At 74.9% G+C, this 17904-nt stretch carries 16 protein-coding genes; 5 read left to right on the forward strand and 11 right to left on the reverse strand.

Going from position 1 to position 17904, the window contains the following annotated elements:
- Positions 1-243: 243 nt before the first annotated feature.
- A complete protein-coding gene (locus tag L6E17_RS18115; protein ID WP_236242113.1) occupies positions 244-2115 on the forward strand; it encodes a prolyl oligopeptidase family serine peptidase in 1872 nt (623 codons plus the stop codon).
- 22 nt (positions 2116-2137) lie between these two features.
- Positions 2138-2950, forward strand: a complete 813-nt coding sequence (locus L6E17_RS18120) for an SURF1 family protein (RefSeq protein ID WP_236241801.1) — start codon at positions 2138-2140, stop codon at positions 2948-2950.
- An 847-nt stretch (positions 2951-3797) separates the two neighbouring features.
- Here the strand turns inward: L6E17_RS18120 and L6E17_RS18125 are convergent.
- From L6E17_RS18125 to L6E17_RS18155, 7 genes are all read right to left on the reverse strand, one after another.
- On the reverse strand, positions 3798-5108 hold the full coding sequence (locus tag L6E17_RS18125; RefSeq protein WP_236241802.1) for a hypothetical protein: 1311 nt from the start codon (positions 5106-5108) through the stop codon (positions 3798-3800).
- A 74-nt stretch (positions 5109-5182) separates the two neighbouring features.
- The gene (locus tag L6E17_RS18130) at positions 5183-5872 is read right to left on the reverse strand and encodes a SigE family RNA polymerase sigma factor (protein WP_374109081.1); all 690 of its coding nucleotides are present in this window, start codon (positions 5870-5872) and stop codon (positions 5183-5185) included.
- 249 nt (positions 5873-6121) lie between these two features.
- Entirely contained in the window at positions 6122-7315 is a 1194-nt protein-coding gene (locus L6E17_RS18135; RefSeq protein ID WP_236241804.1) for an aspartate-semialdehyde dehydrogenase, read from the reverse strand.
- A gap of 18 nt (positions 7316-7333) precedes the next feature.
- A complete protein-coding gene (locus tag L6E17_RS18140) occupies positions 7334-8605 on the reverse strand; it encodes an aspartate kinase (protein WP_236241805.1) in 1272 nt (423 codons plus the stop codon).
- Positions 8606-9024: 419 nt separating this feature from the next.
- Entirely contained in the window at positions 9025-9690 is a 666-nt protein-coding gene (locus L6E17_RS18145) for a DUF5063 domain-containing protein (RefSeq protein WP_236241806.1), read from the reverse strand.
- A complete protein-coding gene (gene recR / locus L6E17_RS18150; RefSeq protein ID WP_236241807.1) occupies positions 9683-10282 on the reverse strand; it encodes a recombination mediator RecR in 600 nt (199 codons plus the stop codon). The genes L6E17_RS18145 and recR overlap by 8 nt, the downstream gene beginning before the upstream one ends.
- A gap of 201 nt (positions 10283-10483) precedes the next feature.
- Positions 10484-10819 (reverse strand): YbaB/EbfC family nucleoid-associated protein, encoded by a 336-nt coding sequence (locus L6E17_RS18155; RefSeq protein ID WP_236242114.1) that lies wholly within the window; start codon positions 10817-10819, stop codon positions 10484-10486.
- A gap of 472 nt (positions 10820-11291) precedes the next feature.
- Here L6E17_RS18155 and L6E17_RS18160 point away from each other — a divergent pair, with 472 nt between their 5' ends.
- Entirely contained in the window at positions 11292-12014 is a 723-nt protein-coding gene (locus L6E17_RS18160) for an SLATT domain-containing protein (protein ID WP_374109082.1), read from the forward strand.
- A 49-nt stretch (positions 12015-12063) separates the two neighbouring features.
- Here L6E17_RS18160 and L6E17_RS18165 read toward each other — a convergent pair whose 3' ends face one another.
- Complete coding sequence (locus L6E17_RS18165) at positions 12064-12714, reverse strand: hypothetical protein (RefSeq protein WP_236241808.1); 651 nt, start codon at positions 12712-12714, stop codon at positions 12064-12066.
- 272 nt (positions 12715-12986) lie between these two features.
- Between L6E17_RS18165 and L6E17_RS18170 the strand changes: the two genes are divergently transcribed.
- Positions 12987-13559, forward strand: coding sequence for a 1,4-alpha-glucan branching protein (locus L6E17_RS18170; RefSeq protein WP_236241809.1), 573 nt, complete (start codon positions 12987-12989; stop codon positions 13557-13559).
- Between the two features lie 301 nt (positions 13560-13860).
- Here L6E17_RS18170 and L6E17_RS18175 read toward each other — a convergent pair whose 3' ends face one another.
- From L6E17_RS18175 to L6E17_RS18185, 3 genes are all read right to left on the reverse strand, one after another.
- The gene (locus L6E17_RS18175; RefSeq protein WP_236241810.1) at positions 13861-14439 is read right to left on the reverse strand and encodes a PIN domain-containing protein; all 579 of its coding nucleotides are present in this window, start codon (positions 14437-14439) and stop codon (positions 13861-13863) included.
- A gap of 3 nt (positions 14440-14442) precedes the next feature.
- Positions 14443-14910 (reverse strand): excisionase family DNA-binding protein, encoded by a 468-nt coding sequence (locus L6E17_RS18180; RefSeq protein ID WP_236241811.1) that lies wholly within the window; start codon positions 14908-14910, stop codon positions 14443-14445.
- A 145-nt stretch (positions 14911-15055) separates the two neighbouring features.
- A complete protein-coding gene (locus L6E17_RS18185) occupies positions 15056-16483 on the reverse strand; it encodes a glycosyltransferase 87 family protein (protein ID WP_236241812.1) in 1428 nt (475 codons plus the stop codon).
- Between the two features lie 166 nt (positions 16484-16649).
- Between L6E17_RS18185 and L6E17_RS18190 the strand changes: the two genes are divergently transcribed.
- Positions 16650-17795 (forward strand): molybdopterin-dependent oxidoreductase, encoded by a 1146-nt coding sequence (locus tag L6E17_RS18190; RefSeq protein WP_236242116.1) that lies wholly within the window; start codon positions 16650-16652, stop codon positions 17793-17795.
- Positions 17796-17904 lie beyond the last annotated feature (109 nt).

The following is a 17904-nucleotide window of genomic DNA, read 5'->3' on the forward strand; positions in this document are numbered from 1 at the left end:
CGGGCGGGAGTGATCTGCTGCGCTGCCGGCCGGGACGGGGCGGGAGCCGTCCGCTGAGCTGCCGGCCGGGACGGAGGGGAGCCGTCCGGCCGGGACGGGGCCGGAGCCGTCCCGCTGAGCTGCCGGGCCCGACCGGACGGGGGTCGTCCGCCGAGCGGAGCCGAGCCGCCGGGTCCGGGTCCGGGTCCGGGTCCGGCCGGAGTTATCCACAGGCTCGGCGGGATGTCGGCCGCCCGGAGCATCATGGACGGCATGACTGATCAGAAGGACGTACAGACGACGAGCGCGGGCAGCGGCGGCACGGGCTCCGCCGCCTGCGCACCGGCCCCCGTGCCGGACTGGGAGCTGCGGTTCCGGGCACCGCGGGTCTCCCTGCCCGACTGGGCGGAGGACGCCCCGGACCGTGCGCTGTTCGAGTCGAACGCGACCGGGACGTACGAGCTGTACGCGTGGGACCGGACGACGGGGGAGCAGCGGCAGGCCACCGACCGGCCGAACGGCACGACCGAGGGCACGCTGTCGCCGGACGGCGAGTGGATCTGGTGGTTCGCCGACACGGACGGCGACGAGTTCGGCATGTGGATGCGCCAGCCGTTCCGGGGCGGGCCGGACGAACCGGCGGCGCCCGGTCTGGCCCCGTCGTACCCGGCGGGGATCGCGATCGGCCGGGACGGCACGGCGGTGGTGGGCAGGTCGACCGACGAGGACGGCACCACGATCCACGTGGTGCGGCCGGGGCACACGCCCGTGGAGATCTACCGGCACCGCGAGTCCGCCGGTGTCGGGGACCTGTCGCGGGACGGGACGCTGCTGGCGGTCGAGCACACCGAGCACGGGGACGCCATGCACTCGGCGCTGCGGGTGGTGCGGCTCGACGGCTCGGTCGTCGCGGAGCTGGACGACACGAAGGGGGGCACGAAGGAGCTGGGCCTCGCGGTGCTGGGCTTCGCACCGGTCGCCGGGGACCCGCGGCTGCTGGTGGGACACCAGCGGCGCGGCCGGTGGGAGCTGCTGCTGTGGGACGTGGCGTCCGGCGAGGAGCGGGAGCTGCGGCTTGACCTGCCGGGCGACCTGAGCGCCGAGTGGTACCCCGACGGCGCCGCGCTCCTCATCGCCCACGACTTCGAGGCGCGCGGCGAGCTGTGGCGGTACGAGCTGGCGACCGGGGCGCTGGTGCGGCTGGACACCCCGGCCGGTTCGGTGTCGGGGGCCACGGCCCGCCCGGACGGGACCGTCGAGTACCTGTGGTCGTCGGCGGCGCTGCCGTCGTCGGTGCGGTCCACGGCGGGCGGGGTGGTGCTGGACCCGCCGGGGCCGAAGGCTCCGGCGTCGGTGCCGGTCGAGGACGCGTGGGTGGAGGGACCCGGCGGCCGCATCCACGCGCTGGTGCAGCGGCCCGAGGGCGCGAGCGGGCCGCTGCCGACGGTGTTCGACATCCACGGCGGCCCCACGTGGCACGACAGCGACGCCTTCGCGGCCGGTCCGGCGGCCTGGGTGGACCACGGGTACGCGGTGGTGCGGGTGAACTACCGCGGCTCGACCGGCTACGGCCGGGAGTGGACCGACGCCCTCAAGCACCGCGTCGGGCTGATCGAGCTGGAGGACATCGCCGCGGTCCGTGAGTGGGCGGTGTCGTCGGGGCTCGCCGACCCGGACAGGCTGGTCCTGACCGGCGGCTCCTGGGGCGGCTACCTCACCCTGCTCGGCCTGGGCACCCAGCCGGACGCATGGACCGTCGGCATCGCCGCCGTGCCCGTCGCGGACTACGTCACCGCTTACCACGACGAGATGGAGAGCCTGAAGGCCCTGGACCGCACGCTGCTGGGCGGATCGCCCGAGGAGGTGCCCGAGCGGTACGCGGCGTCGTCGCCGCTCACGTACGTGGACCGGGTCCGCGCGCCGGTCTACATCTCGGCGGGCGTCAACGACCCGCGCTGCCCGATCCGGCAGATCGACAACTACGTCGAGCGGCTCGCGGCGCGCGGCGCGGTCCACGAGGTGTACCGGTACGACGCGGGCCACGGCTCCCTGGTGGTGGGCGAGCGGATCAAGCAGGTCCGGCTGGAGCTGGACTTCGCGGCCCGGCACCTGGGGACCCGGGCGGAGGGGAGGTGAGCGCGTTCCGTACCGTGGAGGGGTGTACCGGTTCCTGACGACACCCCGCTGGTGGGGGATCAACGTCTTCGTGCTGCTGGCGATCCCGTTCTGCCTGTACATGGGGACCTGGCAGCTCGGCAGGTTCGAGGACCGGGTCGACGCGCACCAGGCGGCCGCGGATCGGCCCGAGGAGGCCGCCCGGGAGAAGGCGGTACCGCTGGAGGACCTGCTTCCCGTCGACAAGGAGACCTCCGGCCGCCAGGCGGAGGCCACCGGCCGCTACGGCAGCCAGTTCCTGGTCCCGGGCCGGGAGCTGGACGGGAAGACCGGTGCGTACGTACTGACGCTCCTCGACACCGCGGGCGGCAAGGCGCTGCCGGTGGTCCGGGGCTGGCTGCCCGAAGGGGCCAGGCCCCCGGCCCCGCCGACCGGTGAGGTGACGGTCACCGGCGCCCTCCAGGCGTCGGAGCACGCCGGCTCCGGGGGCGTACGGGCGGCCGGCGGTCTGCCGGAGGGCCAGGTCGGCATCATCAGCGCGGCGTCCCTGGTGAACCTGGTGCCGGCGGACGTGGACGTGTACAACGCGTGGGTGACCCTCGCGGACTCCCCCGCCGGGCTCACCCCGGTCCCGGCGACGGCGCCCGCGGGCACGGGCCTGGACCTGAAGGCGTTCCAGAACCTCGGCTACACGGGCGAGTGGTTCGCGTTCGCGGGCTTCGTCCTGTTCATGTGGTTCCGGCTGGCCCGCAGGGAGGCGGAGGCCGCCCGCGACCGCGCCCTGGGCCTCCCGGACCCGGACGAGGCCCCGGCCCCCGCCCCGGCCCCACCGTCGGAACCGGCCACCCGCGCCTGACGGGTGCGCCCCGCGAGGGCGGGCCCGGAACCGGGCCGCTGCGCGCCAGCCCGGCGACAGGCCTCGGCGGGAGCGGCGGCACGGCAGCGGCACCCGGCCCGGCCGGGCGGTATCGGGGCGCGCCTCCGGGCGGGTCGGCGGTGCCTCCGGGCGGGGTCAGGACGAGGACGCCGCCCGCGTGACGCCCGTACGTGCGCACGCAGGGGCACCGCGGCACGGGTGCATGGCGCCGCGCGTGAGGACGCCCTCGCGCGCACCGCACGGAGGCCCGTACGACACGGGCCCACAGCGCCGCGCGTGAGGACGCCATGCCCGTCGGCCGACCACGCGCACCCGAAAACCACCGGTCGGCCAGCAGGACCATGCCGCCCACACAGCCGCAGCCCTGGCCACAGCCGCAGGACCATGCCCGCCCACGCAGGCCCGACCAGAGCCGCAGGCCCGGCCACAGCCGCAGCCCCGGCCGCGCAGGCCCGGCCACAGCCGCAGGCCCGGCCGCGCAGGCCCGGCCACAGCCGCAGGCCCGCACGCAGGCCCGCGGCCAGGGACCGCGCAGGCCCGCCCGCACGCAGGCCCGCGGCCAGGGACCGCGCAGGCCCGCCCGCACGCAGGCCCGCGGCCAGGGACCGCGCAGGCCCGCCCGCACGCAGGCCCGCGGCCAGGGACCGCGCAGGCCCGCCCGCACGCAGGCCCGCGGCCGGGGACCGCGCGGGCCACTGGCCGTCCGCCCCCGCCCCCGCCGCCGTGCCCGCAGCCGTGCCCGCAGCCGCTCCGGGCCGCACCGGGGCCGTCCGGGAAGGTGCAGGGCCGGCGGTGCGCGCCTCGGGGCACTGCGGGCCGGGATGGGCTACGGGGTGGGGAGGAGGCCGGTGTGGTAGATCGTTCCGGCGCAGGCCTGGGGGATGGCGGCCTCGGCGGTCGGGGAGCCCGGCTGTGCCGTGTGGGTGACCGTCACGCTGCCCTCCACCTGGGTGGGCTCCTCCTCGGTGACGAGCTGGGTCTCGGTGCCGGTCGCCGTGTCCGGCGTGCCGCCGTCGCCCTCCGTCTCGCCGGTGGTGCCGGTGCCGCCCGCGGGGGGCGTCTCCGGCTCCGAGGGCGTGGTGCTCGGTTCCCCGCTGGCGCCTCCCTCCACCGGGCAGGTGTCCTTCGGCACCCACGCGAACCGCACCTCGTAGGCCGCGGACGGCTCCAGCGCGACGACGGCGGCGTACGCCGAGTGCGCGGGCAGCTCGGCCGCCGGGCCGCCCGCGGTGTGCGGGACGACGGCGATCCGGTCCTGGTCGGCGGCGCCGCCCGCGCGGAAGCCGATGCCGCCGGGGCCCTTGACGGCGCAGTCGCTGCCGGAGACGTTGCCGACGCGGAACGTTCCGTAGACGACGCCGTTCGCGCCCGGCTGCGTCGTGGCCGACACCACGCCGAGCTGGCCGGCCGTACACGCGGGCAGTCGCTGCGGTGCGGGCGCCGAGGGGTCGGACGTGCCGCTGTCGGCCGTGCCCTCGGAGGCACCCGCGGTCGCCTTCTGCGACTGCTCCGGCCGGGCGCTGGCGCCCGTGCCGCCACCGCCGCCGGGACCGGCGCTGCCGCCGCCCAGTTCGCCGGAGGGGCTGCCGGCCGCCTGCTCGCCGGCCGTACCGCCGCCCTGGTCTCCGTTGCCGCCCTGGTCGTGCAGGCCGTGGCCGACGTTGACCGGGGTGCCGTCGGGGCCGCCGTCGCCGGCGACCACGAACGCCGGGACGCCGGTGCCGAGCAGCACGACCGCGGCGGCCGCGCCCACGAGGGCCTGCCGCTTGCGGGCCCGCCGCCTCGGCACGGCCGTACGCAGATGGTCCAGCGCGCCGTCGGAGGGCTGGAGGTCGCGCACCGCGCCCTGCAGGATGCGGCGCAGTCGGAGTTCGTCGGCGTCGAGGTCGCCGCCCACGTCGCCGCCCACGTCACCGTCCAGATCGGCGCCGAGGTCACTGCCGAGGCCGCCGCCCAGGTTTCTGCCGGGGCCACCGCGGCCGTCGACCGGATCGCTGCCGAGGCCGCCGCCGGGGCCGTCGCCCAGGTCGGCGGCGTTGTCCGCGGAGCCGTCCCCGAGGCCGGGGAGGGGCCTCGTGCGGTCGTCGGCGCCGTCGCCGCCGCCGTCGCGGGAGCCTCCGTGCCCGTTGTTCGCCATGCCGTCGCCTGTCAGGTCGCCTGCCGCGCGCGGGCCGCGCCCATCGCGCCCCTCGTGCGTGCCGTGTCCGCCGTTCATGCCTTCGCCCCCATCGTGACGCGCAGGGCCGCGATGCCCCGGGAGCCGTACGCCTTCACCGAGCCGAGGGATATGCCCAGCGTCTCGGCGACCTGCGCCTCGGTCATGTCCGCGAAGTAGCGCAGCACCAGCACCTCGCGCTGGCGGCGCTGGAGCTTGCGCATGGCCTTGATCAGGTCGTCGCGCTCCAGCTGGTCGTAGGCGCCCTCCTCCGCGCTGGCCATGTCCGGCATCGGCTTGGAGAGCAGCTTCAGGCCGAGGATGCGGCGGCGCAGCGTGGACCGGGAGAGGTTGACGACGGTCTGCCGCAGGTAGGCGAGGGTCTTCTCGGGGTCGCGGACCCGCCGGCGGGCGGAGTGCACGCGGATGAACGCCTCCTGGACGACGTCCTCGCAGGACGCGGTGTCGTCGAGCAGCAGGGCGGCGAGACCGAGCAGCGACCGGTAGTGGGCGCGGTACGTCTCGGTGAGGTGGTCGACGGTGGTCCCCGACGTCATCGTCCCGATCGTCTCGCCGGCGGCGTCACGGGCGGACGGCACGCGGGAGCGTCCGCGCTTCGCGGCGGGCATGGGAGCGATCACCGGCATGCCGCCGGCCCGCGGGCTCCGCTGGGGCCGCAGCAGCGGGAGAACGCCTGTGCCGCCGCGGAACGGGCCCGCTGTTCTGATGTCGAGTACCTCTGCCACGCCTGTTGGACACGTCGCCCCCCGTCAGGGTTGTACGCGCACGTCTCCCTTTTTGACGGTGCGTCGTTCGCCCTCATCGCGTATCCGCTCTTCCCCTGGCCCCGTTCGCGTCAGCACGCAGGGCGACCACCGGGGCGCTCGCCGCCGGCCCCGACCCCGGCGGGCCAGCGCCCTCGAACATGCCATAGCCCCAGTTCAAGCGGCATCTTTCGAAGGCTTGCGCGCAGGGCGTCCACTGATCCTACAAAGCTACGGCGCCGGATCCAGCGGGTATCCGGGCGAGGGCCCGTAACCGCCCGCGGTGGGCGATTCGTCGTCCCGTACGGGGTCCGCGGGAAGCCGCGCGGACGGTACGCAGCGCCCCGGTGCGGGGCCGCGGGGCGCGGCGGCGAGTTCCGCCGCCACGAGCTCGGCGATCTGCGCGGTGTTCAGCGCCGCGCCCTTGCGCAGGTTGTCGCCGCACACGAAGAACTCCAGGGCCCGCTCGTCGTCCAGGGAGCGCCGCACCCGCCCCACCCAGGTCGGGTCGGTGCCCACGACGTCGGACGGGGTCGGGAAGTCCCCGGCGGCGGGGTCGTCGTACAGCACGACGCCCGGCGCCGCCGCGAGGGCGTGGTGGGCCTTGGCGACGGTCACGGGGCGTTCGAAGCGGGCGTGCACCGCGACGGAGTGCGCGGTGACCACGGGGACCCGCACGCAGGTGGCGGAGACCCGCAGCTCCGGCAGGTCGAGGACCTTGCGGGCCTCGGCGCGCACGCGCAGCTCCTCGGAGGACCAGCCGCCCTCCTGGGGGGTGCCGCACCAGGGGACCACGTTGAGCGCGAGCGGGGCCGGGAAGGGCCCGTTCCGGTCGTCGCCGAGGGCCCTGCGTACGTCTCCGGGGGCCGCGCCCAGCTCCGTGCCGGCGACCGCCGCGAGCTGGCCGCGCAGGGCGGCGACGCCGTCCTGTCCCGCGCCGCTCGCCGCCTGGTACGCGGAGACGACCAGCTCGGTCAGCCCGAACTGGGCGTGCAGCGCGCCGACCGCGACGATCAGCGCGAGCGTGGTGCAGCCGGGGCTCGCGACGATGCCGCGGGGCCGCTCGCGGGCGGCGTCCGGGTTCAGCTCGGGGACGACGAGCGGGACGTCGGGGTGCGCGCGGAACGCGGGCGAGGCGTCGACGACGACCGCGCCCCGGGCGGCGGCGACCGGCGCCCAGTGGGCGGCGACCTCCTCCGGCACCAGGAAGACGGCGACGTCGACCCCGTCGAGGGAGTCCTCGCCCAGGGCGAGGACCTCGGTCTCCACCCCGCGCACGGCCAGCTTGCGGCCGGCTGAGCGCGGGGAGGCGAGCAGGCGGATGTCGCCCCAGACGTCGGCGTGCTGCGACAGGATCTGGAGCAGCACCGCGCCGGCGGCTCCGGTCGCTCCGACGACCGCGAGCGCCGGCTTGCGGCGGCTCATCGAGGTGGCCCGACCGGTTTACCGGCCGGTGCCGCCGTAGACGACCGCCTCGGCCGAGTCGCTGTCCAGACCGAAGGCGGTGTGGACGGCGCGGACGGCTTCGTTGACGTCGTCGGCGCGGGTCACGACCGAGATGCGGATCTCGGAGGTCGAGATCAGCTCGATGTTCACGCCCGCGTCCGACAGCGCCTCGAAGAAGGAGGCGGTGACGCCCGGGTTGGTCTTCATCCCGGCGCCGACGAGGGAGATCTTGCCGATCTGGTCGTCGTACCGCAGGGACTCGAAGCCGATGGCGGCCTTCTGCTTCTCCAGGGCGTCGATGGCCTTGCGGCCCTCGGTCTTGGGCAGTGTGAAGGAGATGTCCGTGAGACCGGTCGAGGCGGCGGAGACGTTCTGCACCACCATGTCGAGGTTGATCTCGGCGTCCGCGATGGTGCGGAAGATCGCGGCGGCCTCGCCCGGCTTGTCGGGCACGCCGACGACGGTGATCTTCGCCTCGGAGGTGTCGTGCGCGACACCGGAGATGATGGCCTGCTCCACCTTGCGGTCCCCTCGCGGTTCGTTGCTGACCCACGTGCCCTGGAGCCCGGAGAAGGACGACCGGACGTGGATCGGGATGTTGTAACGGCGTGCGTACTCGACGCAGCGGTGCAGCAGCACCTTGGAGCCGGAGCTGGCGAGCTCCAGCATGTCCTCGAAGGAGATCCAGTCGATCTTCCGGGCCTTCTTCACGACCCGGGGGTCGGCGGTGAAGACGCCGTCGACGTCCGTGTAGATCTCGCACACCTCGGCGTCCAGCGCCGCGGCGAGGGCCACGGCGGTGGTGTCGGAACCGCCCCGGCCGAGGGTGGTGATGTCCTTCTTGTCCTGGGAGACGCCCTGGAAGCCGGCGACGATGGCGATGTTGCCCTCGTCCAGCGCCGTGCGGATCCGGCCCGGCGTGACATCGATGATGCGCGCCTTGTTGTGGACCGAGTCGGTGATGACGCCTGCCTGGCTGCCGGTGAAGGACTGGGCCTCGTGGCCCAGGTTTTTGATCGCCATCGCCAGCAGGGCCATGGAGATCCGCTCCCCGGCGGTCAGCAGCATGTCGAACTCACGTCCGGCAGGCATCGGGGATACCTGCTCGGCGAGTTCGATCAGCTCGTCCGTCGTGTCGCCCATCGCGGAAACCACGACGACCACCTGGTGGCCGTTCTTCTTGGCTTCGACGATTCGCTTGGCGACGCGCTTGATGCCCTCGGCATCGGCAACGGAGGAGCCTCCGTACTTCTGCACGACAAGGCCCACGTGCGCTCCTCGCTCAGTCCGTTTGCGGTCGGCTCAGTCTAACGAGCGGCCGGGAAAGGACTCCGAAGTGTCACATCGTGAGATGTCCCGCTCAACCAGTGATCATCCGGTAGCACCCGGCGTCGGCCCGGCGGCTCGTGGAGCCTCCGGACCGGTCCCTTCCTGGCCGCTCACGCCGCCCCTGCCCCGGCCGGGGCGGCCTAAGCGGAACGTGTCCCGAGTCACACCCCGGGACGCCGGGGCCCGATGGCCGCGCGGCGGGGCGCCGCGGGCCTCAGGGCCGCGTGCCGGGCAGCGCCCCAGCGGCTGCCCTGCCGGGCGGGTACGGGCGGGTACGGGCCGGCCCCCGCCGCTCCGCCTCCGCGACCACACCGGCAGGCACCCGCCTACAGGCGCGGACGCTGCGCGCCGTTGAAGGGTCAGGAAGGGTGGTGGGCGCGCAGGCCCAGGGGGGCGGCGATCTCCTGGACCATCACGCGGCCCGCCTCCTCCGCGAGGTCCTCGTCCTCGTCCGCCTCGTCCGTGTCGAGCCCGTCCAGCGCTTCGAGCGGCTGGTCCAGGCGCACGTGCGCGACCAGCGACTGCAGGGCGCGGAGGGTGGCGGAGGCGGTCGGACCCCAGTTGGAGAAGTACGAGAACTGCCACCACCACAGGGCCTCGGTGGTGCGGCCCGCCCGGTAGTGGGCGAGGCCGTGCCGCAGGTCCATGACGATGTCGGCGAGGCTGTCGGAGATCCGCGACGGGACGGGCGCCCTGCGCGGCTCGTAGGGGTCGAAGACCTCCGAGAAGACGTCGACCGGGTCCAGCATCACGGCGAACCGCTCCCGCAGCTCGTCGACGTCCAGGTCGGGGCCCGTGTCCGGCTCGTACCGCTCGTCCGGGACGATGTCCTCGTGCGCGCCGAGCCTGCCCCCGGCCAGCAGCAGCTGCGAGACCTCCAGCAGCAGGAACGGTACGGCACTGTCGGGTTCGTCCCCCTTGGCCACTTCCGTGACGGCCACGATGAAGGACTCGATGGAGTCGGCGACCTGGACCGCGAAGCTGTCCGGGTCGAGGGAGTGGGCATGGAGTGTGGCGTCAGACATCGAGGAGTCGTCTCCCTTCGAACGCCCGACCGAGCGTGACCTCGTCGGCGTATTCCAGGTCGCCGCCAACGGGGAGCCCGCTGGCGAGACGCGTGACCTTCAGGCCCATGGGCTTGACCATCCGCGCCAGGTACGTCGCGGTGGCCTCCCCCTCCAGGTTGGGGTCGGTCGCCAGGATCAGCTCGGTGACCGTGCCGTCCGCGAGGCGGGCCAGCAGCTCCCGGATCCGCAGGTCGTCGGGGCCGACACCCTCGATGGGGCTGATCGCGCCGCCGAGCACTTGGTAGCGCCCGCGGAACTCGCGGGTCCGCTCGATGGCGACGACGTCCTTCGGCTCCTCGACGACGCAGATGACGGCGTCGTCGCGGCGGGCGTCCCGGCAGATGCCGCAGCGCTCCTCCTGGGCGACGTTGCCGCACACCACGCAGAACCGGACCTTCTCCTTGACCTCCAGCAGGGCGTGGGCGAGCCGCCGCACGTCGGCGGGCTCCGCCTGCAGGATGTGGAAGGCGATCCGCTGCGCGCTCTTGGGACCGACGCCCGGCAGCCTGCCGAGCTCGTCGATGAGGTCCTGGACCACGCCTTCGTACAACGGAACGCCTCTCCGGGAGTGCAGTCTTGGTGCTTACGGTAGTTGGTGGGGGACGGGCGGCAGAAGACCCGACGGCGCGGCCGCCGTTCGCGCGCGCCCCCGGACCGGTGCGGCTCGGAGCCGGTCCCGCTCCGATGCGGCTCCGGCCGGAGCCGGGGGCCGTACCGCCGGGCCCGCGTGGGGCCCGGGTGCCCGTGCGGCTCAGAAGGGCAGGCCGGGCATCCCGCCGAGGCCCTGGGCGAGCGGGCCGAGCTTCTGCTGCTGGAGCGCCTGCGCGTTCTCGTTCGCCGCGTGGACGGCGGCCACGACGAGGTCGGCGAGCGTCTCGGTGTCCTCCGGGTCCACCGCCTTCGGGTCGATGACGAGGGAGCGCAGCTCGCCCGCGCCGGTGACCGTGGCCTTCACCAGCCCGCCGCCCGCCTGGCCGTCCACCTCGGTGCGGGCCAGTTCCTCCTGCGCCCGCGCGAGGTCCTGCTGCATCTTCTGCGCCTGCTGGAGGATCTGCTGCATGTTGGCCTGGCCACCACCGGGGATCACGGTCACTCCTGTCGATATCGACGACACGTCTTCATCACTCACCGCCGAGCCTACGTGGTCCGCGGGCGGCCCGCCCGACGCACACCGGTCCACTCTTTGGGGTGAAGCCCGGGCGCGCCCTCTACCTGATCACGCCCCTCTTGCGGGCGGAAATCCCGTGATTTCGCTCCCGCGACCCACCATTCGGAGGTAGGAAGGGCCCTGCGCGCCGCGCGGCGGCCGCACCACCGCCCGCGGCGGGACGGCACCCGCACCCCGCCGCCCGCCCCGCAGCCCGTCCGACACCCCGCCCGACCGCACCACCCGATCCCGCAGGCCGACCCCGCACCGCAGCCCGACGCCACAAGCCCGTCACCGCAGCGGACCCGACTCCCCCGGCGCGCCACCGCGCGCCGCGGCCGGGACCCGCAGTCCGTCACCGTACATCGCCGCACGTCACGCAGCGTGACGCTGAGCGCAGAGGAGTGCCCCGGTGAGCCAGCCGGAGATGCAGCCCGGGGGGCCCGCCCGGGGGGAGGACCTGACCGGGCGGCCGTTCCCCCTAGGCGACTGGGGCGAGCCGGCCGAGCGGCTGCACGAGCTCTACCGCTGGGTGGAGGAGACCGCCCTGCGCACCGCGGACTGGTACCTCGCCGACCGGGTGTGGAAGCGCCGCGGCGCCCGCGCGCTGCGCGGCGGTACGGCGCTGTGCGCGGTGCTCGGGGCGGCGCTTCCGCTGCTCGACCTGACGGGCGCCGTCGCGGGCGCCGCGGGCTGGGGCTACCTGTCGCTGCTGCTCGCGGCGGCGTGCATCGCGGGCGACCGGTACTTCGGCCTGACGTCCGGCTGGATGCGGGACGTGGCCACCGCGCAGGCCGTGCACCGGCGGCTCCAGGCCCTCCAGTTCGACTGGGCGTCGGAGAGCGTGCGGGAGGTGCTGGGCCCCGCCGAGGGCACGGCGGGCGAGGCGGCGGAGCGGTGCCTGACCATCCTCCGGCGGTTCACGGAGGACGTGACGGAGCTGGTGCGGTCGGAGACGGCCGACTGGATGGTCGAGTTCCGCTCCGGCCCCGCCCCGCTGATGACGCAGTTCTTCAACGGGCACGGGGCGCGCCCCGAGGCGCCCGGCGACCGCGGCCACCTCAGCGGCCGCTTCCCGCTGCCGCCCCCCACCCGGCCGAACATGCCGCGCCAGCGGCCCCCGGAGCCCCGCTGACGGAGGCCGACGCCACGCCTGCGGGCCCCTCGGGGTCCGGGCGGCGGCCTCAACTGAAGATGATCATCGAGCCCTGGCCGAGGCTCCGGGTGGCCGCGGCGTGCAGCCCGAGCCAGACGTGCCGCTCCCGCGCGAAGGGGCTGTCGTCGTACGGCACCGGGGCGGCGGGCTCCTCCAGCGCCGTGGGGTGCCGGGGCGGCTCCGGCGGCGCGGGCGGGTTCGCGGGGTCGATGCCGATGGCGGGAGCCACGTACTCCAACTCCCGCAGCAGCCCCTGGGCGGAGCCCAGCGGGCCGCCCCCGGAGAGGAGTTCCTCGGTGGACAGCGGCGCGGCGAAGTCGACGGGGACGTACGCCCCGGCGTGGTCGTAGTGCCACACCAGATGGGACTGCTGCGCGGTCGACTCGAACATCTCCAGCAACTGCTCGTAGTCACCGCCCAGTTCGTCGACGGGCGTGACGGCGAGCCCGCACATCTGGAGCAGGTAGGCCCGGCGCAGGAAGTGCAGGGCGTCGTAGTCGAACCCGGCCACGGGCGCCACGTCCCCGGACAGCCCCGGCATGTAGGCGAAGACCGGCACGGCCGGGAGCCCCGCTTCCGTCAACGCCCGGTCGTAGGCGGCGATCTCCTCGGCGAAGGGGTTGTCGGGGCTGTGGCACAGCACATCGACCAGGGGGACCAGCCACAGATCACAGGCCAACGGTTGACTGCCTCTCGCATCGGGGTGGTGGCGGCACCGGCACAGGTTAGCCGGGCCGTACAGCCCCCGGCCCCGCTCCGGCACACGTGCTACCCGAATACCCACCCCGCTCCCGCCCCAAGCCGCCGCCGCCCCGCCCCGCACCCGCACAAGGGGCCGCTCCGGGCCGCGGCTCCCCCGCGGCGAGGGCCCGCGCGGGGAACCCCTCCGGAGAAACGCGGCGCCCGCGCGCGGCGGGAACCGCCGGACGGGTCACGGGTGTTGTCCCGTGTATGGCGATCATCCACAGGACCACACTGACCCCCACCAAGCTGGAACTCATCCGGGCATGGCTGCCCCGGCAGCCGTGGTACGCCGGGACGGGCGCCCCCGAGCTGGAGAAGGCCGGGGGGTTCCGGCTCGACGACCCGGAGGGCGAGGTCGGCATCGAGTTCATGGTCGTCACCGACACGTCCGGTGACGCCCCCGTGTCCTACCACGTGCCCCTCACCTACCGCGGGGCACCGCTCGACGGTGCGGGCGAGGAGGCGCTCGTCGGGACGGCCGAGCACGGCGTGCTGGGCAGGCGCTGGGTCTATGACGGGGTGCACGACCCGCTGCTCGTCGGACAGGTGCGGGAGCTGCTGCGCGGCCGGTCCGTGCCGCAGGCGCAGAGCCTGACGGACACCCCCGACCCGACCGTCGAGCCGTGGCTCGACGAGACCCTCGCCCGGGAGGACGGCGAACCGGCCCTCGACTTCGTACGGGTCCTGCGCGAGGGCCCGGCCGAGGGCCCCGGCGGCGTCCTGGCCGGGTGGGGCGACACGTCGCGGGGCGTCTTCGTCCGGCTCCGCGACGACCGGTAGGCGCCACTGCCCCCACCCCGCCGGCCCCGCACCCCGCGGGACCGGCGCACCGACGGAGGGCGCCCGCAGGCCGCACCCCGGCAGGCCCGGGGTGCGGCCTCCGCAGGGACCTCGGACCGGGGGAGCCTCCCGGCGCGCGCGGCCGCCTCCCGGAATGCCTCTGCCGCGGCACCCTCCGGGCTTGCACCGGGTCACTTGTCTGCCGGGCCGGCCGCCCGTAGGGCGACCCCATCGGCCGAGAGCGGCCATGCGTGCCCTTGCCGCTCAGGGGCAGGGGCACACGAACGAGATCCGCGTGAGGTCAGTGCTCCATCTGCGAGACAGCACCGGGGCCGAGCCGCAGGGCGGCAGCCGAACGCCGCAAGCCGGAGCGCTCCATGTGCTCCAGTACGTCGTCCACAGACTCCGGGGGGTTGCGGCGCGACTCGGCGATCTGGCGGACACACGCGTAGACGACGCGATCATCAAGGCCGAGCAGGTCGAGCAGGAACGAGTCCGCCGACTTCGCCTCGATGCCCCACGGGGTGAGGGCCTCGTCGGGGAAATGCCTCCGGTTGTCGGTCACGATCACCTGCGCATGCGCCTTGATCGCCGCAGCCAGCACGTGCCTGTCACCGGGGTCGGGGAGTTTCAGGCCCTCCATGAGCGGCTCATGGCCGATGACGCGAACATCGCGGACCGCATCGTTCATGAGCTCTCTCAGGCGCTCCAGCCTGTCGGGGGCGACACCCCGCTGCTCATGGAGCGCGCGGACCATCTCGTCAAGGATCTGGTCGGACCACTTGGCCTGCACCATGCCGGCGAGCGCCACGCGGATCAAGAGGTCCCTCACGACATTCGGGTAGAGCACGCAGGCGTCGTACACCACGACGAAAGCCATGGATCAGTCCAGCCCCAGTTCCTGCCCAAGCTGTGCCAGCCTGCCGGCGGCGTCGTGTCTCCGCTGGTCGTCCTCCCGCTTGTAGCGCATCAGATCCTCGAAGCGGATGCGCCTGTGGCGCCCCACTCGGCGGTAGGGGATCTTCTCGTCGTCGAGGAGCCCGATGAGGTAGGGGCGGGACACGTTGAGCATGTCAGCTGCTTGCTGCGTCGTGAGCTCGGCGTCCACAGGGATGACCTGTACACCTTTGCCGCCGGCCAAGGCTGCGAGCAGGCTGGCGAACATCTCGGCAACGGGACGAGGAAGCACCAGAGCCTCCTCCTGGGTGCCGGCCTCCAGGTGGACCCGGATGTCGCCGCTGTCCCCCTCCGTGTGCGCCAGGTAGCTGTTCAGGCGACGCAATGCCCGCTCCGCGTCCTGCGCCTTGATGACTCCAGGCTCGAGTTTGCGCCCTTGTGCAGCAGTGGCCATCACAACCGCTCCCTTCCGCTGGACCTCAACGAATTATTCGCAACAAACGCAGCAGACGCAAGCGCGGAGGCGCACGGGGGCCAGGCACGCGGCGTACGGGACGTGGTGTGACACCGGAACTCACTCCCCCGAGGACAACCCGTCCTCAGGCTGTGGGCACCCGGTCCGGGGCGGGGAGGGGCCGGGGGGTGGCGGAGTCGGGGGCGGGGCGGTGGCGGCGGCGGAGGGCCCAGCCGGTGAGGACCGCGAGGAGGGCCGCCGCGTACACCGTCGTGCCGACCACGTCCCGCTCCTCGAAGCCCTGCGCCGTGACGTACCGCGCGGCCCCCGCCACCGCCACGCCCAGCCACTCCCAGCGTCCGTCGAGCGCGACCAGGGCCACCAGCAGCAGCGCGTACCAGGAGTACCCGGGTGTCAGCAGCAGGAAGGCGGTGCCCGTCACGAGGAGCGCGCCGGACCAGGGGCGCTCCGGGTCGCCGCGCCGCAGTACGTACCCGCACACCGCCGCGGCCCCCGCCACGAGGCCGAACACCGCCCAGTCGTCGGGCAGCACCAGCCGCAGCAGGGCGTACCGGTCGCGGGCGGCGGCGTCGCCGTACCCCTCCTCCTCCACGTAGCCGCCGAGGTAGCCGAAGACGGAGTCCCGCGCCAGCAGGGCGTACGGCACGTAGCTGAGCACCGTGACGGCGGCGGCCGGCACCAGCACCGCCGCCGCGTCCCGCCATCGCCGCACCCCCGACAGCGCGCCCGGCAGCACCACCGCGGGCATCAGCTTCGCGGCGACGGCGGCCCCGAGCACCGCGCCGCCGGACAGCCGCCGCCGCGCCGCCACCAGGCCGAGGCCCGCCACGGCCAGCAGCACGCCCACCACGTCGACGTGGGCGTTGTTCACCGCCTCGATCGGCACGGCCGGGCACCAGCCCCACAGGGCCGCCCGGGCGGGCGGGGCGCCCCGGCGGCGCAGGATCAGCAGCACCGCCCCCGTCACCCCGACCGCCGCCACGGCGCCCCCCACCTGGAACGGCTTCAGCCGCGACCCTTCGGGGGACAGCGCGTGCACGCCCAGGAAGTACGCCTCCGCCACGGGCGGGTAGATGGTGTGCACGGACGGCCGGTTGATGCGGGTGCACCGCACCGTGCCGTCCTCCGCGGGCGCGATCCGGGCCCGCCCCGGCCCCGCGCAGCCCTCCTCGCCCTCCGGGAACAGCCACGGGTCCCGCAGCGGGGCGAGGGCCGCGTCGGCGGGCGCGTGGTCGTACGGCAACGCGGTCCCCGACGCCTGCACGCGGCCGTCCCAGGCGTACCGGTACGCGTCGGTGCTGGTGCGCGGCGGCGCCACCAGGCCGGTCGACGCGACCGCGGCGGACCCGGCGAGCACCAGGGCCGCGACGTGCCGCGCGGGCACCGCCCGCAGCGCCCACACCGCCGCGCCGAACAGCACCCACGCCGTGCCGTACCACCACGACAGGCCCAAGGGGTCGGTGTAGTAGCCGTCGTAGCGGACCGTCAGGACCAGGACGGCGACGAGCGCGGCGAGCAGGGCGGCGGCGAGCGCGGTGCGGAGCTTGGTCACCGCGCCAGCCTGCCAGGGGCGACCGCGCAGGACGCGGCCATCAGCGCGGATGTCCGCGTTTCGTAAGAGGCCCTTGCGGCCCGCGGGGGCCGTCGCGGCGGTCTGATGGAGGCATGAGGCCACCCCACCCCGAGCCCGAGCCCCCGCCCCGCGCCGAGCGGGCCTGCTGTCCCGGCTGCCGCGCGCCGCCGTCCCCTGGCCGCGCTTCACCGGGCGGCTCCACGACCCCCGCACCGCGACCGCCATCGGACGGTGGCTGGGACTGGCGGTGCTGGTGTGCTTCCTGACCGGTGTGCTCAGCCACTACGTGCAGCGGCCGCCCGACTGGCTCGCGGACCGGCTGCCGAGCCGCCCCGTGTGGGGCTACCGCGTCACCCAGGGCCTGCACGTGGCAAGCGGCATCGCCGCGGTCCCGCTGCTCTTCGCGAAGCTGTGGACCGTCTACCCGCGGCTCTTCGTGCGGCCCGCGCTGCGCGGGGTGCGGCACGCGCTGGAGCGGCTGTCGGTGGCGGTGCTCGTGGCGGCGTCGCTGTTCCAGCTCTTCACCGGGCTGTTGAACACGGCCCAGTGGTACCCGTGGCCGTTCTCGTTCGTGCCGGTGCACTTCGCGGTGGCCTGGCTGCTTGCGGGCGCGCTGCTGCTGCACGTGGCCGTCAAGTGGCCGGAGATCCGCGGCCACTGGCGCGCCCGCTCCCCGGGCACGCTGGCGCTGCCCCCGGAGGAGGGCCCCGACCGGCGGTCCCTGCTGACCGGTGCGGCCGTGGCGGTCGGCGCGGTCACGGTGACGACCATCGGCCAGTCCTTCACGCCGCTGAAGGACCTGAACCTGCTGGCGCCCCGCCACCCGGACCACGGCCCCCAGGGACTGCCCGTCAACCGGACGGCCGCCGCCGCACGCACCGAGTCGGTGTCCGCGTCGGCGTGGCGGCTGACGGTCTCCGGCCCCCGGCCGTACGCGCTGACGCTCGCGGAGCTGCGGGCCCTGCCGCAGGCGGAGGCGGAGCTGCCGATCGCGTGCGTGGAGGGCTGGAGCGTCAGCGCGCACTGGGGCGGCGTGCGGATCAGGGACCTGCTGGAGCGTGCCGGTGCGCCGCCCGCCTCCCGGGTGCGGGTCGTGTCGCTGGAACGGAGCGGCGCGTACCGGGTGATGGAGATGGGCGCCGAGTACGCCGAGGACCCGCTGACGCTGCTGGCGCTGCGGCTGAACGGGCAGGTGCTGTCCCCGGACCACGGCTTCCCGGCGCGGATCATCGCGCCGAACCGGCCGGGCGTGTGGCAGACGAAGTGGGTCGGACGACTGGAGGTGCTGTGAGCGCGGGCCGCTGGGTGCTGGGCGCGGCGGGCGCGGCCCTGATGGGCGTGGGCGCCTGGCTGGTGGCGGACACGCGCACCCCGTGGGACGTGGTGGTGTGGCTGGCGGG

Origin of the sequence: Streptomyces sp. CC228A, assembly GCF_021390935.1 — a bacterium.
Classification (GTDB): domain Bacteria; phylum Actinomycetota; class Actinomycetes; order Streptomycetales; family Streptomycetaceae; genus Streptomyces.